Origin of the sequence: Pseudomonas moraviensis (genome assembly GCF_900105805.1) — a bacterium.
In the GTDB taxonomy this organism is placed as follows: domain Bacteria; phylum Pseudomonadota; class Gammaproteobacteria; order Pseudomonadales; family Pseudomonadaceae; genus Aquipseudomonas; species Aquipseudomonas moraviensis_A.
In genome coordinates, this window is sequence record NZ_LT629788.1 from 5,390,502 (window position 1) to 5,405,810 (window position 15,309).

10 protein-coding genes and 1 pseudogene are annotated in these 15,309 nt (G+C 60.1%); 7 read left to right on the forward strand and 4 right to left on the reverse strand.

The annotated features are described in order from the left end of the window. Positions 1-17 precede the first annotated feature (17 nt). Positions 18-740 (reverse strand): annotated as a pseudogene (locus BLU71_RS28240) (MCP four helix bundle domain-containing protein); the annotation flags it as partial. Positions 741-1,017: 277 nt separating this feature from the next. Here BLU71_RS28240 and BLU71_RS24215 point away from each other — a divergent pair. Both BLU71_RS24215 and BLU71_RS24220 read left to right on the forward strand, forming a co-directional pair. Beyond that, a complete protein-coding gene (locus BLU71_RS24215) occupies positions 1,018-1,248 on the forward strand; it encodes a hypothetical protein (RefSeq protein WP_016772015.1) in 231 nt (76 codons plus the stop codon). After that, complete coding sequence (locus tag BLU71_RS24220) at positions 1,245-1,547, forward strand: cell division protein ZapA (RefSeq protein WP_064363216.1); 303 nt, start codon at positions 1,245-1,247, stop codon at positions 1,545-1,547. The genes BLU71_RS24215 and BLU71_RS24220 overlap by 4 nt, the downstream gene beginning before the upstream one ends. Positions 1,548-1,730: 183 nt before the next feature. Here BLU71_RS24220 and BLU71_RS24225 read toward each other — a convergent pair whose 3' ends face one another. Continuing rightward, positions 1,731-3,533: an acyl-CoA dehydrogenase gene (locus BLU71_RS24225; protein WP_064363213.1), complete on the reverse strand. Its 1,803-nt coding sequence runs from the start codon at positions 3,531-3,533 to the stop codon at positions 1,731-1,733. A gap of 311 nt (positions 3,534-3,844) precedes the next feature. Beyond that, positions 3,845-7,798, reverse strand: coding sequence for a trifunctional transcriptional regulator/proline dehydrogenase/L-glutamate gamma-semialdehyde dehydrogenase (gene putA / locus BLU71_RS24230; protein ID WP_065615467.1), 3,954 nt, complete (start codon positions 7,796-7,798; stop codon positions 3,845-3,847). A gap of 458 nt (positions 7,799-8,256) precedes the next feature. Between putA and putP the strand changes: the two genes are divergently transcribed. From putP to BLU71_RS24255, 5 genes are all read left to right on the forward strand, one after another. Continuing rightward, entirely contained in the window at positions 8,257-9,741 is a 1,485-nt protein-coding gene (putP, locus tag BLU71_RS24235; protein ID WP_065615468.1) for a sodium/proline symporter PutP, read from the forward strand. 351 nt (positions 9,742-10,092) lie between these two features. Then, entirely contained in the window at positions 10,093-12,105 is a 2,013-nt protein-coding gene (tssI, locus tag BLU71_RS24240; protein WP_083354049.1) for a type VI secretion system tip protein TssI/VgrG, read from the forward strand. Next, positions 12,095-12,808, forward strand: a complete 714-nt coding sequence (locus tag BLU71_RS24245) for a DUF4123 domain-containing protein (RefSeq protein WP_083354050.1) — start codon at positions 12,095-12,097, stop codon at positions 12,806-12,808. The genes tssI and BLU71_RS24245 overlap by 11 nt, the downstream gene beginning before the upstream one ends. Positions 12,809-13,139: 331 nt before the next feature. After that, on the forward strand, positions 13,140-13,460 hold the full coding sequence (locus BLU71_RS24250) for a hypothetical protein (protein WP_083354051.1): 321 nt from the start codon (positions 13,140-13,142) through the stop codon (positions 13,458-13,460). Positions 13,461-13,618: 158 nt separating this feature from the next. Continuing rightward, entirely contained in the window at positions 13,619-14,458 is an 840-nt protein-coding gene (locus BLU71_RS24255; protein WP_016772007.1) for a 23S rRNA (adenine(2030)-N(6))-methyltransferase RlmJ, read from the forward strand. A 102-nt stretch (positions 14,459-14,560) separates the two neighbouring features. On the opposite strand, the gene msrA is transcribed toward BLU71_RS24255, so the two are convergent. Then, complete coding sequence (msrA, locus tag BLU71_RS24260; protein ID WP_083354052.1) at positions 14,561-15,226, reverse strand: peptide-methionine (S)-S-oxide reductase MsrA; 666 nt, start codon at positions 15,224-15,226, stop codon at positions 14,561-14,563. Positions 15,227-15,309 lie beyond the last annotated feature (83 nt).

Genomic DNA, 15,309 nt, shown 5'->3' on the forward strand with positions numbered 1-15,309 from the left:
CGCCCGGCTTCATCTTCGCCATCGACATGGATCGGCTGGGTCAGGTTGCCTTCGGCGATGGTTTCCGCCGCTTCGAGTGCCTTGGAAATCGGTTTGGTAATGCTCACGGTCAGCAGCCAGGCGAACAGCAAGGTCAAGCCGCTGGCGATCACCAGCAGAGTGACGACCAGATCGAACGACATCGAGTACTGATCCTTGGCGCCCTGATCGGTTTCGGCGATCTGCTGGGTGTTGATTTCCAGCAAACGCGCCAGCGCGGTATTCACCGCTTCCGAATTGCTCAGCAAATCGCTGTTGAGCATCTGCCGCAACTCGTCGACCTGATTGTTGCGCGACAGAGTTTTCATGCGCTCTTCAAGCTGACGGTACTGCGCCAGCAACTGCACGTACTGATCGTACGCCGCGCGTTCCTGCGGACCTTCGATCAGCGGCTCGTATGCACGCTGCGCATCGCTGATCTGGCGGTTACGCAGGTCGAACAGTTCGATGGTTTTCTGCTGCACATCGGGTTCGCGGTTGATCAGCAAGCGGTAGGACAGCACGCGAAGGCGCAGGGTCAGCTGGGTGAATTCGTCGAGGGCCTTGATCGATGGCACGCTGGCGGTGGCGATGTCTTCGCCGGCCGCGCGGATCTTGCTCATCTGGTTCAGGGCAAACACGCCGAGAATCAACATCAGGCCGCCAATCAGGGCGAAGCCGGTGAACGCCCGTGGGGCGATATTCATATTGCGGAGGGACATGGGCGGATACCGAAAAGGGCCGCATCCATGCGGGCTGAGACTGCTGTATGGGTGACTTATCGGTCATACGACTAAAGTCTTGAGGTGGTGTGCGTATTTGTCGCAGACCCGCCTGAGCGACGAAGTGCAGGAACCAGATCGACCAATCACAGTCTTTTAAACTCGCGAGAAGCTTCGCCACCCAGGCAAATCAAGGCCTTGCGCCGGTTTAACCCTGGCATCCGTGGTGACTTTTCTTTATCGTACGCGCCCTTTGAAAAACGCTTGGAAGATCAAAATGTTGGAAGCATCCCTCAGCCAATTGGAACAGCTCGTCAGCGACCTGGTGCAACAGAACCAGACCTTGCTGCAGACCAACCAGACCCTGTCCACGGAACTGGCCCAGGCCAAGGATGAAAACGAAAACCTGCAACTGAACCTGATGGAGCAGGAAGAAAAACACGGCGCCACCGCCGCGCGCATCCAGGCACTGGTCGATCGCGTCAACGCAGGTCCCGTCAGCGCATGAACCACGGCACAGCAGGGGTAAAAGTCATCTCCATTCTTGGCGAGGACTATTCGATCAAGGCACCGGCCGGGGAAGAACAGACCCTGCTGGATGCGGCGATGATGCTCAAGGCCGCGCTGGAAGACACCAAGCGCAAATACCCGACGCTGATCGGCGACCGTTTGCTGGTGCTGGCCGCGATGAATCTGTGCTCGCAGCAGATTGAAATGAAGAAGCAACACAAAGAAGAACTCGACCGTTATCAAGAGCAAGTCAGCGCCACGGTCGAGACCATTGCCAAGACGATCAATCAGGGTTGATCGGGTTGCTGGCGTGCAGATGAGTGGATTCACGCTGGGCTGATGTGTCGTCAGCCCCGGCCCTTTCGCGGGCAAGCCCGCTCTCACAGTTATCGTGGTGATTCACTGGGTGTGTGAACACCACCGAACCCTGTGGGAGCAAGCCTGCTCGCGAAGGGTTTGAAGCACTGAACAGCTTTCGGATCAGAACCACTCCTCGCGCATCGTCAGGCACGTATCATCCCGCGCCTCCAGCAAGTCCAGCTCATGCTGGCAGCCCGGCACTTCCCACGTCAGGAAGTACCGCGCCGCCTGCAACTTGCCCTTATAGAAGTCGACATTCGCCGCACACCCTTTTGCCAGGCCTTCCTCAGCGCGAATTGCCTGTTCCAGCCAGCGCCAGCCGATCACCGCGTGGCCGAACACTTTCAGGTACAGCGCCGAGTTCGCCAGGCTGCTGTTGACCTTGCCCTGGGCCAGATCGGTGAGCAGGCCGATGGTCACGGTTTGCAGGCGGGCAACGAGTTTTTCCAGCGGTTCGCGCAGTGCGCTCAGCGAGTCGTACGCGGTCGCGCGTTGCGCGGTGTTGGCGATCAGGCGAATCAATTGCTTCAACCCGGCGCCACCGTTCTGCGCCAGCTTGCGTCCGAGCAAATCCAGCGACTGGATACCGTGGGTACCTTCGTGGATCGGGTTCAGGCGGTTGTCGCGGTAGTACTGCTCCACCGGGTATTCACGGGTGTAGCCGTGACCGCCAAGAATCTGGATCGCCAGTTCGTTGGCCTTCAGGCAGAACTCCGAGGGCCAGGATTTGACGATCGGCGTCAGCAGGTCCAACAGTTCATGCGCCTGCTTGCGTTCGGCTTCGGTCTCCAGCGTCGTGGTGTCATCGAACAGCCGCGCGGCATACAGGCCAAGATCGAAGGCACCTTCGACGTAGGATTTCTGCGTCAGCAGCATGCGTCTGACATCCGCGTGCTGAATGATCGCCACCGGCGCCGTGGTCGGATCCTTGCTGTCCGGCACCCGACCCTGCGGCCGCTCGCGTGCGTACTCCAGTGAATACAGGTAACCGGCATAACCGAGCATGACCGCGCCCATGCCGACGCCGATCCGCGCTTCGTTCATCATCTGGAACATATAGCTCAAGCCGTGGTGCGGCTTGCCTACCAGATAGCCGACGCACTCACCGTTATCACCGAAATTCAGCGCGGTAGATGTGGTGCCACGCCAGCCCATCTTGTGGAACAGCCCGGCGAGCAGCACGTCGTTGCGCTGGCCGAGGCTGCCGTCGTCGTTGACCAGAAACTTCGGCACGATGAACAGCGAAATACCTTTCACTCCCGGCGGCGCGTCGGGCAGTTTGGCCAAGACCATGTGCACGATGTTTTCCGAGAGCGGATGATCACCGCCGGAAATGAAGATCTTGTTGCCCTTGAGACGATAGGTGCCGTCGGATGCGGGCTCGGCGCGGGTACGAATATCCGACAGTGACGAACCGGCATGGGGCTCGGTCAGGGCCATGGTGCCGAAGAAGCGGCCGTCGATCATGGGTTGCAGGAAGCGCTGCTTCTGCTCTTCGCTGCCGAAGCTTTCGATCAGGTTCGCTGCGCCCATGGTCAGGAACGGGTACGAAGTCGATGCGGCGTTTGCCGACTGGAAGTGCGCGAAGCAGGCTTGCGACAGCAGGGTGGGCAGTTGCATGCCGCCGGCTTCGAAACTGCGTGCGGCGTTGAGAAATCCCGCCTCGAGGAAGGCATCCACCGCCGGTTTCACTTCGGGGATCAGAATGGCCTGGCCATCTTCATAGCGCGGCTCGTTTTCGTCGCCCTTGCGGTTGTGCGGGGCGAAATACTTTTCGGCGATGCTGCGCGCGGTGCCGATGGCGGCGTCGAAAGTCTCGCGATTGTGCTCGGCAAAGCGCTCACGTCGAGTCAGGCCCTCGGCATCAAGGACTTCGTACAGCTCGAAAGCCAGATTGCGGGAACTGAGCAGCGTCTCGGACATGGCGGCTTACCTTGAGATTGGGGTTGGGCCGAGTCTAGGTGTGCTGATGAAGGCTGAACAGGATGATTGATGAGCGTGATGCAGAAGCAAAAGATCGCAGCCTTCGGCAGCTCCTACATTTGGAATGCGGTTCCATGTAGGAGCTGCCGAAGGCTGCGATCTTTTGATCTTCTGTGGGAGCGAGCCTGCTCGCGAAAGCGGTGGCTCAGGCAACATCGATGTCGACTGAAACGCCGTCTTCGCGAGCAGGCTCGCTCCCACAGGGTATTGCGTACCAGGCGACCATTGCGGTCGCCTGGGTTTACAGCGGTTTAACCGATGGTCATCAAACTGGCATTACCCCCCGCCGCAGCGGTGTTGACGCTCAATGCCCGCTCGATCACCAGACGCTCCAGGGCAATGTTGGTCTCGCCCTGGGACAGACCCTGAACCCCAACGATCGCGCCGCCGCGCTGGGCGATCTGCTGGCAGACGCCGCGCAACTGGTCGGAATGGCCGTGATGCAGCACGGCATCGAACACCACCTCGTCCTTGTTCCAGTCGGCAACGCGCTTGATCCGCGCCTGGACTTCCTTCGGCAGACGGGCGAACAAGGCCTTGGTCTGCTCGGATTCCGGCCATACCGCCGAACCGCCCACCGCCAGCACCGCGGCCAGTTGCGTCAACAGATCACCTTCAACCTCCGCGAGGCACAGTACGTGCTCGCGCGGCAGGATCGCGTAGCTGTTTTTCTCGCCGGTCGGACCGGCCAGCACGCGGGTGATGCCGCTCTGCGATTGCGCTGCGTATTGCACGCACAGGGTGCTCAGGTCGGCGAACTTGTTGTTGTCGGCCCAGGCTTTCAGAGCGTTCAACGATTGGCTCATGGCATCGCGCAAGCGCACGTCCGGGGCAACGATGGCGTCACCGCGAGCGAAGGATTGCTCGATTGCGTCGCTAGGACGCGTCGACAGCAAACGGTACAGATACAGCGGACCGCCGGCTTTCGGGCCAGTACCCGACAGGCCTTCGCCGCCGAATGGCTGCACGCCGACCACGGCACCGACGATGTTGCGGTTGACGTAGACGTTACCGGCGTTGACGTTGTCGATCACCTTGGCGATGGTTTCGTCGATGCGCGTGTGCACGCCCAGCGTCAGGCCGTAACCGGAGGCGTTGATCTGACCGATCAGTTGATCCAGCTCTTTGCGCTTGTAGCGCACCACGTGCAGTACCGGGCCGAAGATTTCGCGTTGCAGTTCGTCGAAGCTTTCCAGCTCGATCAGGGTCGGCATGACGAAGGTGCCGCGCTTGACCTCTTCGCTGTCGGCAATCGCTACCTGGTAAACATTGCGGCCCTTATCGCGCATGCCCTGGATGTGCTTGTCGATGCCAGCCTTGGCTTCGGCGTCGATCACCGGGCCGATGTCCACGGACAGGCGCTCCGGGTTACCGAGGCGGCTTTCAGCCATGGCACCCTTGAGCATTTCGATGACGCGATCGGCGGAGTCTTCCTGCAAGCACAGTACCCGCAGGGCCGAGCAACGCTGGCCGGCACTGTCGAAAGCCGACGACACCACGTCGATCACGACTTGTTCGGTGAGTGCCGAGGAGTCGACGATCATCGCATTCTGGCCACCGGTTTCGGCGATCAGTGGAATCGGCCGGCCCTGGCTGTCTAGGCGCCCAGCGATGTTGCGTTGCAGCAGGCGCGCGACTTCGGTCGAGCCGGTGAACATCACGCCTTTGACGCGCTCATCACCTACCAGACCAGCGCCGACCGTTTCACCACGCCCCGGCAGCAGTTGCAGCACGCCTTCCGGAATCCCGGCTTCGAGCAGCAAGCGCACGGCTTGCGCGGCGACCAGCGGGGTTTGCTCCGCAGGTTTGGCCAGTACCGGGTTGCCGGCAGCCAATGCCGCAGCGACCTGGCCGCTGAAGATCGCCAGCGGGAAGTTCCACGGGCTGATGCACACCACCGGACCCAGTGGGCGGTGGGCGTCGTTGCTGAAATCGTTGCGCGCCTGCACTGCGTAATAGCGCAGGAAGTCGACGGCTTCGCGGACTTCGGCGATGGCGTTGGCGAAGGTCTTGCCGGCTTCGCGAGCCAGCAGGCCCATCAGCGGCTGGATTTCACCTTCCATCAAGTCCGCGGCACGTTCCAGAATCGCTGCACGTTCGGCCGGCGGCGTGGCCTGCCAGATCGGCGCGGCGTTCAGCGCGCACTGAATGGCGTTGTCGACGTCTTCGACGGTGGCTTCCTGCACGTGACCAACCACATCGCGGTGATCGGCCGGATTCAGCACGGCAACCGGCGTTTCGTTGCTGGACGCGCAACCGAGCATCGGCGCGGCTTTCCAGTCGTTATGCGCGGTGGCGAGCAGAGCGCAGGACAGCGAAGCCAGACGATGTTCGTTGGCCATGTCGATGCCGCTGGAGTTGGCACGCTCGGCACCGTACAGGTCACGCGGCAGCGGAATGCGTGGGTGCGGCAGACCGAAACCACCTTCCACGGTCGCCATCTGCTCGATCTGCGCCACCGGATCGGCCACCAGTTCCTGAATCGAAATCGACTGGTCGGCGATGCGGTTGACGAACGAGGTGTTGGCGCCGTTTTCCAGCAGACGACGCACGAGGTACGCCAGCAGGGTTTCGTGGGTGCCGACCGGAGCGTACACGCGGCACGGACGGTTCAGCTTGCCCTCGGATACTTTGCCTACAACCTGTTCGTAGAGCGGTTCGCCCATGCCGTGCAGGCACTGGAATTCGTACTGGCCCGGGTAATAATTCTGACCGGCAATGTGATAGATCGCCGACAAGGTGTGGGCGTTGTGCGTGGCGAACTGCGGATAAATGACTTCCGGCACCGACAGCAGTTTGCGTGCGCAAGCGATGTAGGAAACGTCGGTGTACACCTTGCGGGTATAGACCGGATAGCCTTCCAGGCCTTCGACCTGGGCGCGCTTGATTTCGCTGTCCCAGTACGCGCCTTTTACCAGACGGATCATCAGGCGATGACGGCTGCGACGGGCCAGATCGATCACGTAGTCGATCACGTACGGGCAACGCTTCTGATAAGCCTGGATAACGAAACCGATGCCGTTCCAGCCAGTCAGTTGCGGCTCGAAGCACAGACGCTCGAGCAGATCCAGCGACAGCTCGAGGCGGTCGGCTTCTTCGGCGTCGATGTTCAGGCCGATGTCGTATTGCTTGGCCAGCAGGGTCAGCGACAGCAGACGCGGGTACAGCTCGTCCATGACGCGCTCGTATTGCGCACGGCTGTAGCGCGGGTGCAGCGCCGAGAGCTTGATGGAAATGCCCGGACCTTCATAAATCCCACGACCGTGGGACGCTTTGCCGATCGAGTGGATCGCCTGTTCGTACGACGCCAGGTATTTTTGCGCGTCGACTTCGGTGAGTGCCGCTTCACCGAGCATGTCGTAGGAATAACGGAAGCCCTTGGCTTCGAACTTGCTCGCATTGGCCAGTGCTTCGGCGATGGTTTCGCCGGTGACGAACTGCTCGCCCATCAGGCGCATGGCCATGTCGACGCCCTTGCGGATCATCGGCTCGCCGCTCTTGCCAATGATGCGGCTCAGCGAAGAAGTCAGGCCGGCTTCATTGTGGGTGGAAACCAGTTTGCCGGTCAGCAGCAGGCCCCAGGTCGCCGCGTTGACGAACAGCGAAGGGCTGTTGCCCAGGTGCGGATGCCAGTTGCCGGTGCTGATCTTGTCGCGGATCAGCGCATCGCGAGTGCCCTTGTCGGGGATACGCAGCAGCGCTTCGGCAAGACACATCAGCGCCACGCCTTCCTGGGACGACAGGGAAAATTCCTGCAGCAGGCCCTGAACAATACCGGCACGACCGCCGGCACTCTTCTGGTTACGCAGTTTTTCCGCGATGGTCGCGGCGAGTTTATTGGTGGCTTCGGCCATTGGAGCCGGCAGGCGCGCCTGCTCGATCAGCATCGGCACCACTTCTGGCTCAGGACGGCGGTAGGCCGCGGTGATCGAGGCACGCAGAACCGATTGCGGCAAGATGCTTTCGGCGAATTCGAGGAAACATTGGTGAGCGTGATCGGTCTGCACTTCGCCTGCGTCATCGGCATCTTTGGCGGTCAAACCGTTCAACTCGGTCAGGGTTGCACCACCCTCGAGCTTTTCCAGGTAATTGAAAATTGCCTGTTTGATCAGCCAGTGCGGCGTGCGATCAATCGAGGTTGCGGCAGCCTTGAGGCGCTCGCGGGTCGGGTCATCAAGTTTGACCCCAAGGGTGGTGGTAGCCATATTTTTATCCTCATGGTTGCCACAGTTGCGTGGCATCAGCTGGCCGCAAGATTAGCCGTGCGCCGAATGAGGTGCAACCGGGTGCAACCCTTTTTTTGTCGGAATAATTCGCAGCTCGTCAGGAAATAATTTCTGGTACGAAAGTGCCGCTCCTGCTTGGTGCTTTTGCTTCTAGCAAAGAGCGCCGACTGCCACAAAAGGGAGCAAAAACACGCTGGTCTTCGAATATTCCGACTAGGTGCAACTGATTCTGGCGAAACTGGTTGCACCTTATTTGCTTTGTTGCATAGCATTCGCCGCCAAGGTGCAACCGGGAATAACCCGGTGTACCGGCTGATGGCTTTCCTGGGGAAACATCAGTCTTAAATGCGCGGGATCCCGGATCGTCTGCCAAACGTCGTCGTTTGCGAGCGGTTCACCACCGCCGCTACATAAAAACAAAGCCAGGGCGTAACTTAATGAGCGTTAGCAATCCAACCTTGATCACATTCGTGATCTACATCGCAGCAATGGTGCTGATCGGCTTCATGGCCTATCGCTCCACCAACAACCTTTCCGACTATATTCTCGGCGGTCGCAGCCTCGGTAGCGTGGTAACTGCACTGTCCGCCGGTGCCTCCGACATGAGCGGCTGGTTGCTGATGGGCCTGCCGGGCGCCATCTACATGTCCGGTCTGTCCGAAAGCTGGATTGCCATCGGCCTGATCGTCGGTGCTTATCTGAACTGGCTGTTCGTCGCCGGCCGTCTGCGAGTGCAGACCGAGCACAACGGCGATGCCCTGACTCTGCCGGACTACTTCTCCAGCCGTTTCGAAGATAAAAGCGGCCTGCTGCGGATTATCTCGGCGGTGGTGATCCTGGTGTTCTTCACCATCTACTGCGCTTCCGGCATCGTCGCCGGTGCGCGTCTGTTCGAAAGCACCTTCGGCATGTCCTACGAGACAGCGCTGTGGGCCGGTGCGGCGGCGACGATTGCCTACACCTTCGTCGGCGGTTTCCTCGCAGTCAGCTGGACTGACACGGTACAAGCCACGCTGATGATCTTCGCACTGATCCTCACGCCGATCATCGTGCTGCTGGCGACCGGCGGCGTCGACACCACGTTCCTGGCCATCGAAGCCAACGATCCAAGCAACTTCGACATGCTCAAGGGCACCACCTTCATCGGTGTGATTTCGCTGTTGGGCTGGGGCCTGGGTTACTTCGGTCAGCCGCACATCCTCGCGCGTTTCATGGCGGCGGATTCGGTGAAATCGATCGCCAATGCCCGTCGCATCTCCATGACCTGGATGATCCTGTGCCTGGGCGGCACCGTGGCCGTGGGCTTTTTCGGTATCGCCTACTTCTCGGCGCACCCGGAGGTGGCTGGCCCGGTGACCGAGAACCACGAGCGTGTGTTCATCGAACTGGCGAAAATCCTCTTTAACCCATGGGTCGCCGGTGTGTTGCTGTCGGCGATTCTCGCCGCTGTGATGAGCACCCTGAGCTGCCAGTTGCTGGTGTGCTCAAGCGCCCTGACCGAAGACTTCTACAAGACCTTCCTGCGTAAAACCGCGTCCCAGGTCGAGCTGGTCTGGGTCGGTCGCGCCATGGTGCTGCTGGTAGCACTTATCGCTATCGCACTGGCCGCTGACCCGGATAACCGCGTATTGGGCCTGGTGTCCTACGCCTGGGCTGGTTTTGGCGCTGCGTTCGGCCCTGTTGTGCTGATCTCGGTGGTCTGGAAAGGCATGACCCGAGACGGCGCACTGGCCGGTATCCTGGTCGGCGCGATCACCGTTGTAGCCTGGAAACACTGGGAAGTGATGGGTTTGTACGAAATCATCCCTGGCTTCATCTTCGCCAGCCTGGCCATCTACATCGTCAGCAAGCTCGGCGCGCCGACAGCCGGAATGGTGCAGCGCTTCGAAGCGGCGGAGAAGGATTTCCACCTGAACAAGTAATGCGCTGAGCTCCGGCTCACACGAAAACGGCCCGTTTCCTACAGGAGGCGGGCCGTTTTTTTGTGCCTGTGATTTCTCCGGTTCACTGCGATCTTCTGTAGGAGTGAGCCTGCTCGCGATAGCGGTCTGACATTCACCATCGATGTCGCAGAGACACCGCTATCGCGAGCAGGCTCACTCCTACAGTGGGACGAGGGTGAGTTTAAGGGATATGTCTGTAGTTAAAGGCGTGACGTTCCGAAGGGCTTTCAGCAAACCACGTAGGGCAATTCTGAATTTCCCGTCACCTGCTCATCCCCCCTTGCCCCTCATGCAGAATCGCCCGCCCTTCATTCTGCAGAGAGACATCGGATGTTCGCCCCTGCCAATCAACCGCGTTTCACGTTGACCCTCGAAGGCACCCAGCATGACCTCAAGGTCCTTGAATTCACCGGCAGGGAGGCCATCAGTCAGCCTTTTCGCTTCGAGCTGGAACTGGTCAGCGAGCGGCCGGACCTGGAGCTGGAAAGCCTGCTGCATGGTCAGGCGTTTCTGAGTTTCGATGCTCAGGGTTCCGGCATTCATGGTCAGATTTATCAGGTCGGGCAGGGCGATTCCGCGAAGCGTCTGACACGCTATCACCTCAGCCTCGTCCCGCGTCTGACGTATCTTGGGCATCGCATCAACCAACGGATTTTCCAGCACCAGAGCGTGCCGCAAATCGTCACTCGGATTCTCAAGGACCATTCGATCCTGCGCGATGCCTTTGAATTTCGCCTCGGCAGCGAATACCCGGAGCGCGAATACTGCGTGCAATACGCTGAAAGCGATCTGGCCTTTATCCAGCGTCTATGTGCCGAGGTCGGCATTCATTACCACTTCCAACACAGCCCCGAAGGCCATTTGCTGGTCTTCGGCGACGACCAGACCGTGTTCCCGAAACTGCCCGAGCCGACGCTGTATCTGCCGGGCAGCGGCATGTCGGCTGGCGCGCCGGCGATTCAACGTTTCAACGTGCGCGTGGAAACCCGCACCAGTGTCGTCACCCGGCGTGACTACAATTTCGAAAGACCACGCCTGTCTCTGCAAGGCCGCAGCGATGGCGAACAACGTCCGGTGCTGGAGGACTACCACTTCCCCGGGCAATTCAATGATCGCGAAACCGGCAAGCACCTGGCGCGGCGAGCGCTGGAACGGCACGTCGCTGACTACCGTCAGGCCGAAGGCCGCAGCGACGAATCCGCATTGGTTTGCGGACATTTCCTGCAGCTCACCGAACATCCGCGCAGCGACTGGAATGATCTGTGGTTGCTCACTGCCGTTGAACACCGGGGCCGCCAGCCACAGGTGCTCGAGGAATCGGTGACCAGCGATGGCGAATCGTTCCAGGGTTACCGCAATACCTTCGTGGCCACACCGTGGGACGTGTTCTATCGTCCGGCGCTCGGGCCGGAAAAACCGCGTATGTCCGGGTACCAACCCGCCGTTGTCACTGGCCCGAAAGACCTGGAAATCCATTGCGATGAATACGGGCGGGTCAAAGTCCAGCTGGCCTGGGATCGCGATGGCGAGCTGAACGAGCACTCCAGTTGCTGGCTACGTGTCGCGGCCGGTTGGGCCCACGATCACTACGGCAGCGTGTTGATTCCGCGAGTCGGAATGGAAGTGCTGGTCGGCTTCATCGATGGCGATGCCGACAAGCCGCTGGTCATGGGTTGCCTGCCAAATGCGGCGACTCCGGTGCCGCTGGACCTGCCGGCGGACAAGACCCGCAGCATTTTCCGCAGCCAGAGCAGCCCCGGCGGTGGCGGGTATAACGAACTGCGCATCGAGGACAAGAAGGGCGCCGAGGAAATCTACCTGCGTGCCCAGCGCAACTGGACCCAGCACGTACTCAACGACCAGCAACTGCAGGTCGATAATCAGCGCAGTGTGGTCGTCGCCGGCACTGCCCGCCATGAACTCAAGGCCGACGAGCAACGCATCACCCATGGTCAGCGGCAGACCGAGGTCAGGCAGGATGACCATTTGTCCGTACTCGGCGACCAGCAGGTTCGGGTTAACAGCCAGGCGACCAGCGCTTCTGCGCAGATCCATATCAGCGCGGGCCAGCAAGTGGTCATCGATGGCGGCGCGAGCGCTACGATTCAGGCGGGCGGGCAGTGGATCAATATCGGCCCCGGCGGGATTTTCAGCAGCGTACCGATTGTCGTGGGCGGCGCGCCGATGCTGGCGACCAGTGCTGCGCCAGTGGCGCTGGGGCTGGTGGAAAAACTCGCCGCACCGGCAGCCATCCTCACCGCCGCACAAATCATGAGTTTCAAGGGCGATGCGCCGTTCTGCGAAGAGTGTGAACGTTGTAAGGACGGTGTTTGTGCAGTCTGAAGAATTGACGCCCGAACAGTGGCTGGCGCGTCAGCCGCTGCACGCGTCGGAGCAACTGTTCGCAATTTTCAGCCGCGCCAGTGATGCCGATGTTTTTGCGGCCTGGCAGGGCACGGCTGATCCGATCTGGGCCGAGACGATTTATGCCGAGTGGGACGCGGTGATGCCTTACGTGGGAATTGTCGCAGCGGACAGTGAGTTTTTACGTTGGGTGGCACAAACCGACTCGCGGGACTGGGGGTGGCTGGCGGTGTCTTCGGCGGATCTGGAAGCGCTGGTCGAGCATTTCCGCAGCTTGACTCAAGTGCTGATGCCGGACGGTAAACCAGTGTTTTTTCGCTTCTGGGATGGGCGGTATCTGCTGCCTCTATTGCAGGTCGATGAGGTCAATCCGGCGCAGTTGCTGCCGGTGATTTCGCGAGGCTTGATCAATGGCAAAGCCGTTGAAATCGGCGGCCGGGCGCTGGTTTCGGGGCGAGTCTTTCCGTGGTGGAAGGTGCCTCAATCGGTGTTGGCACAGACTGATGAGAGCGTACGCGTCGCGAACGCTCTGCAATGGCTCGGCGAGGAGCAACCGGCCGTGTTCGAGGGGTTTCCCGAAGCGGTGCTGCGCTGCAAGGTCGGGCAGTTTTTCAAATCATCGATGTCGGAAGATTCGTCACGATCTGCGCTTCTGGAGTTTTTGCTGGCAGAGGCGGAGTGAAATTTCGGGGCAAACGCTTCGGACGTTTCCTTCGAATTGCGGCGGTTTTCATGAACTGGTGCGCGGTGGGTTGCAGGGATAGTCTTTTCGTTGTCACTGCAAGAGTGGTGACAGGGCGAAGGATCCCCGCATTCATGACGTTACAGTTCGTTGGCTTTTTGCGGCACTTGGTTCAAGTCCGTAAGATCGTTCGCGGCGGCTGTGCGTGGGGCACGCTTCGGCGTGGCCGAGGTCCATGATTGCTCGGTTCCTACTCCTGCGCACAGCTGCCACCCTAACCCGTAGGAAGGTGTGATGGCGGCTCACGTTAATCAATCATGGAACGACAAAAATGGCCAATATGCATACTGATCCTCCTTACGAAAAAATCACCCCTCACCCCGATAACCGCTTCATGGCCCTCACCGGCAATTGCAGCGACATGCCCAGCCTGTTCATCGACACTCACGTGCCTCTCGATATCCTTATGGACGCTGCCAACTACCGCATCCGCGCTGTGGTCCAGGTCCTGGAAAACATGTGCATGCGCGGCTCGATCGAATGCGACTCCGTGATCCTCAGCGACTTCGCCCTGCTGTGCGCCATCCCATTGCGCGATGGCTGTGATGTGCTGGACGTCATCGGCAAGCGCCTGCGCAGCTTACCCGCCTGAAAAAGATCAAAAGATCGCAGCTTTCTGCAGAGTGAGCGCCTATCCCATTTAGGAACTGCCGAAGGCTGCGATCTTTTGATGTTGAGGCCCGCTCGGCTGCGAACCCCTGACTTGCCGCCCGGTAAAAGGTAAACTTTGCGGCCCTCGCAGGAGCAGCCATGAATTATCGTCACGCCTTCCATGCCGGCAATCACGCCGATGTGTTCAAACACCTGACCTTGACCCGCCTCATCGCCCTGATGTCGCGCAAGGAGCAGCCGTTTGCCTATCTCGACACGCACGCCGGCATTGGTCTGTATGACTTGCAGGGCGATCAGGCCAATCGCACCGGCGAGTACCTGGAAGGCATCGCGCGGTTGTGGGATCAGCCGGACCTGCCGGCGCTGACCGCCGACTACATGAAGGTGCTGCACGAGATGAACCCGGATGGCCAGTTGCGCTACTACCCGGGTTCTCCCGAGCTGGCGCGGCGTCTGACCCGGCCGCAGGATCGGGTGATGCTCAACGAGAAACACCCCGAAGACGGTGTGTTGCTCAAGGACAACATGGCCGGTGATCGTCGGGTGAAAGTGCATCTGGGCGAGGGCTGGCACGTGGCGCGGGCGATGTTGCCGGTGCAGGAGAAGCGCGCGGTGATGCTGATCGATCCGCCTTTCGAGCAGCTCGACGAGATGCAGCGCTGTGCGGCATCAATGAAAGAAGCCATCGGCCGTATGCGCCAGACCGTAGCAGCGATCTGGTATCCGGTGAAGGATCAGCGTGCACTGCGGCGTTTTTATCAGGATCTGGCCGGCACGGGTGCGCCGAAGCTGCTGCGTGTGGAGTTGCTCGTGCATCCGCTGGATACGCCGAACAGCCTGAACGGTTCCGGGCTGGCGATCGCCAATCCGCCGTGGGGGCTGGAGGAAGAGTTGCGTGAGTTGCTGCCGTGGCTGTCGAAGAAGCTGGGGCAGACCCAGGGCGGCTGGCAGATGGATTGGCTGATTGCCGAGAGCTGATCAACAGCAAGATCAAAAGATCGCAGCCTTCGGCAGCTCCTACAGTTGAAATGCGTTTCCCTGTAGGAGCTGCCGAAGGCTGCGATCTTTTGCTTTCAGGGGTTAGTTGGCTGCCAGGCTCGCAGGCATGCACACGCCGGTGCCGCCAATGCCGCAGTAACCTTCCGGATTCTTCGCCAGATACTGCTGGTGATAGGCCTCGGCAAAGTACACGGTCGGTGCCTGGTCGATCTCGGTGCTGATTACACCCAGACCGGCCTTCGCCAGTTCAGCCTGATACACGGCTTTGCTTTTCAACGCAGCATCCAGTTGCTCCGGGGTGGTGGCGTAGATCACCGAGCGGTACTGGGTGCCGATGTCGTTGCCCTGGCGCATGCCCTGGGTCGGGTTGTGCAGCTCCCAGAACATTGCCAGCAGCTCTTCATAGCTGACCTTGGCCTTGTCATACACCACCAGAACCACTTCGGCATGGCCGGTCAGGCCGGAGCAGACTTCTTCATAAGTCGGGTTCGGCGTGAAGCCACCGGCGTAACCGACCACGGTGCTGACCACGCCTTCGCGCTGCCAGAAGCGTCGTTCCGCGCCCCAGAAGCAACCGAGACCGAAAATCGCGAAGTCGACGTCCTGAAAGAATGGACCGAGCAGCGGAGTTTCTTCGAAAACGAAATGTTTTTCCGGCAGGGTCATCGGGGTTTCGCGGCCGGGCAGGGCTTGTTCTTTGGTTGGAAGCACGTTTTTGTTCACCAGAATTTCCGAGCGCAGAACCATGATCGTTCCTCTCAGTCAGGTTGGAGGTAAAAGGTCAGACCGCCAGTGTGCCGAATGATGCCGAGTTAATCACTACCCAATGT

What these genes read in the sequence shown, in the direction of transcription:
- tssI (WP_083354049.1), top strand. Translation starts at nt 10,093, where the DNA reads ATGTTCGCCCCTGCCAATCAACCGCGTTTCACGTTGACCCTCGAAGGC.
- putA (WP_065615467.1), bottom strand. Translation starts at nt 7,798, where the DNA reads ATGGCTACCACCACCCTTGGGGTCAAACTTGATGACCCGACCCGCGAG.
- msrA (WP_083354052.1), bottom strand. Translation starts at nt 15,226, where the DNA reads ATGGTTCTGCGCTCGGAAATTCTGGTGAACAAAAACGTGCTTCCAACC.
- BLU71_RS24215 (WP_016772015.1), top strand. Translation starts at nt 1,018, where the DNA reads ATGTTGGAAGCATCCCTCAGCCAATTGGAACAGCTCGTCAGCGACCTG.
- BLU71_RS24220 (WP_064363216.1), top strand. Translation starts at nt 1,245, where the DNA reads ATGAACCACGGCACAGCAGGGGTAAAAGTCATCTCCATTCTTGGCGAG.
- BLU71_RS24255 (WP_016772007.1), top strand. Translation starts at nt 13,619, where the DNA reads ATGAATTATCGTCACGCCTTCCATGCCGGCAATCACGCCGATGTGTTC.
- BLU71_RS24250 (WP_083354051.1), top strand. Translation starts at nt 13,140, where the DNA reads ATGGCCAATATGCATACTGATCCTCCTTACGAAAAAATCACCCCTCAC.
- BLU71_RS24225 (WP_064363213.1), bottom strand. Translation starts at nt 3,533, where the DNA reads ATGTCCGAGACGCTGCTCAGTTCCCGCAATCTGGCTTTCGAGCTGTAC.
- putP (WP_065615468.1), top strand. Translation starts at nt 8,257, where the DNA reads ATGAGCGTTAGCAATCCAACCTTGATCACATTCGTGATCTACATCGCA.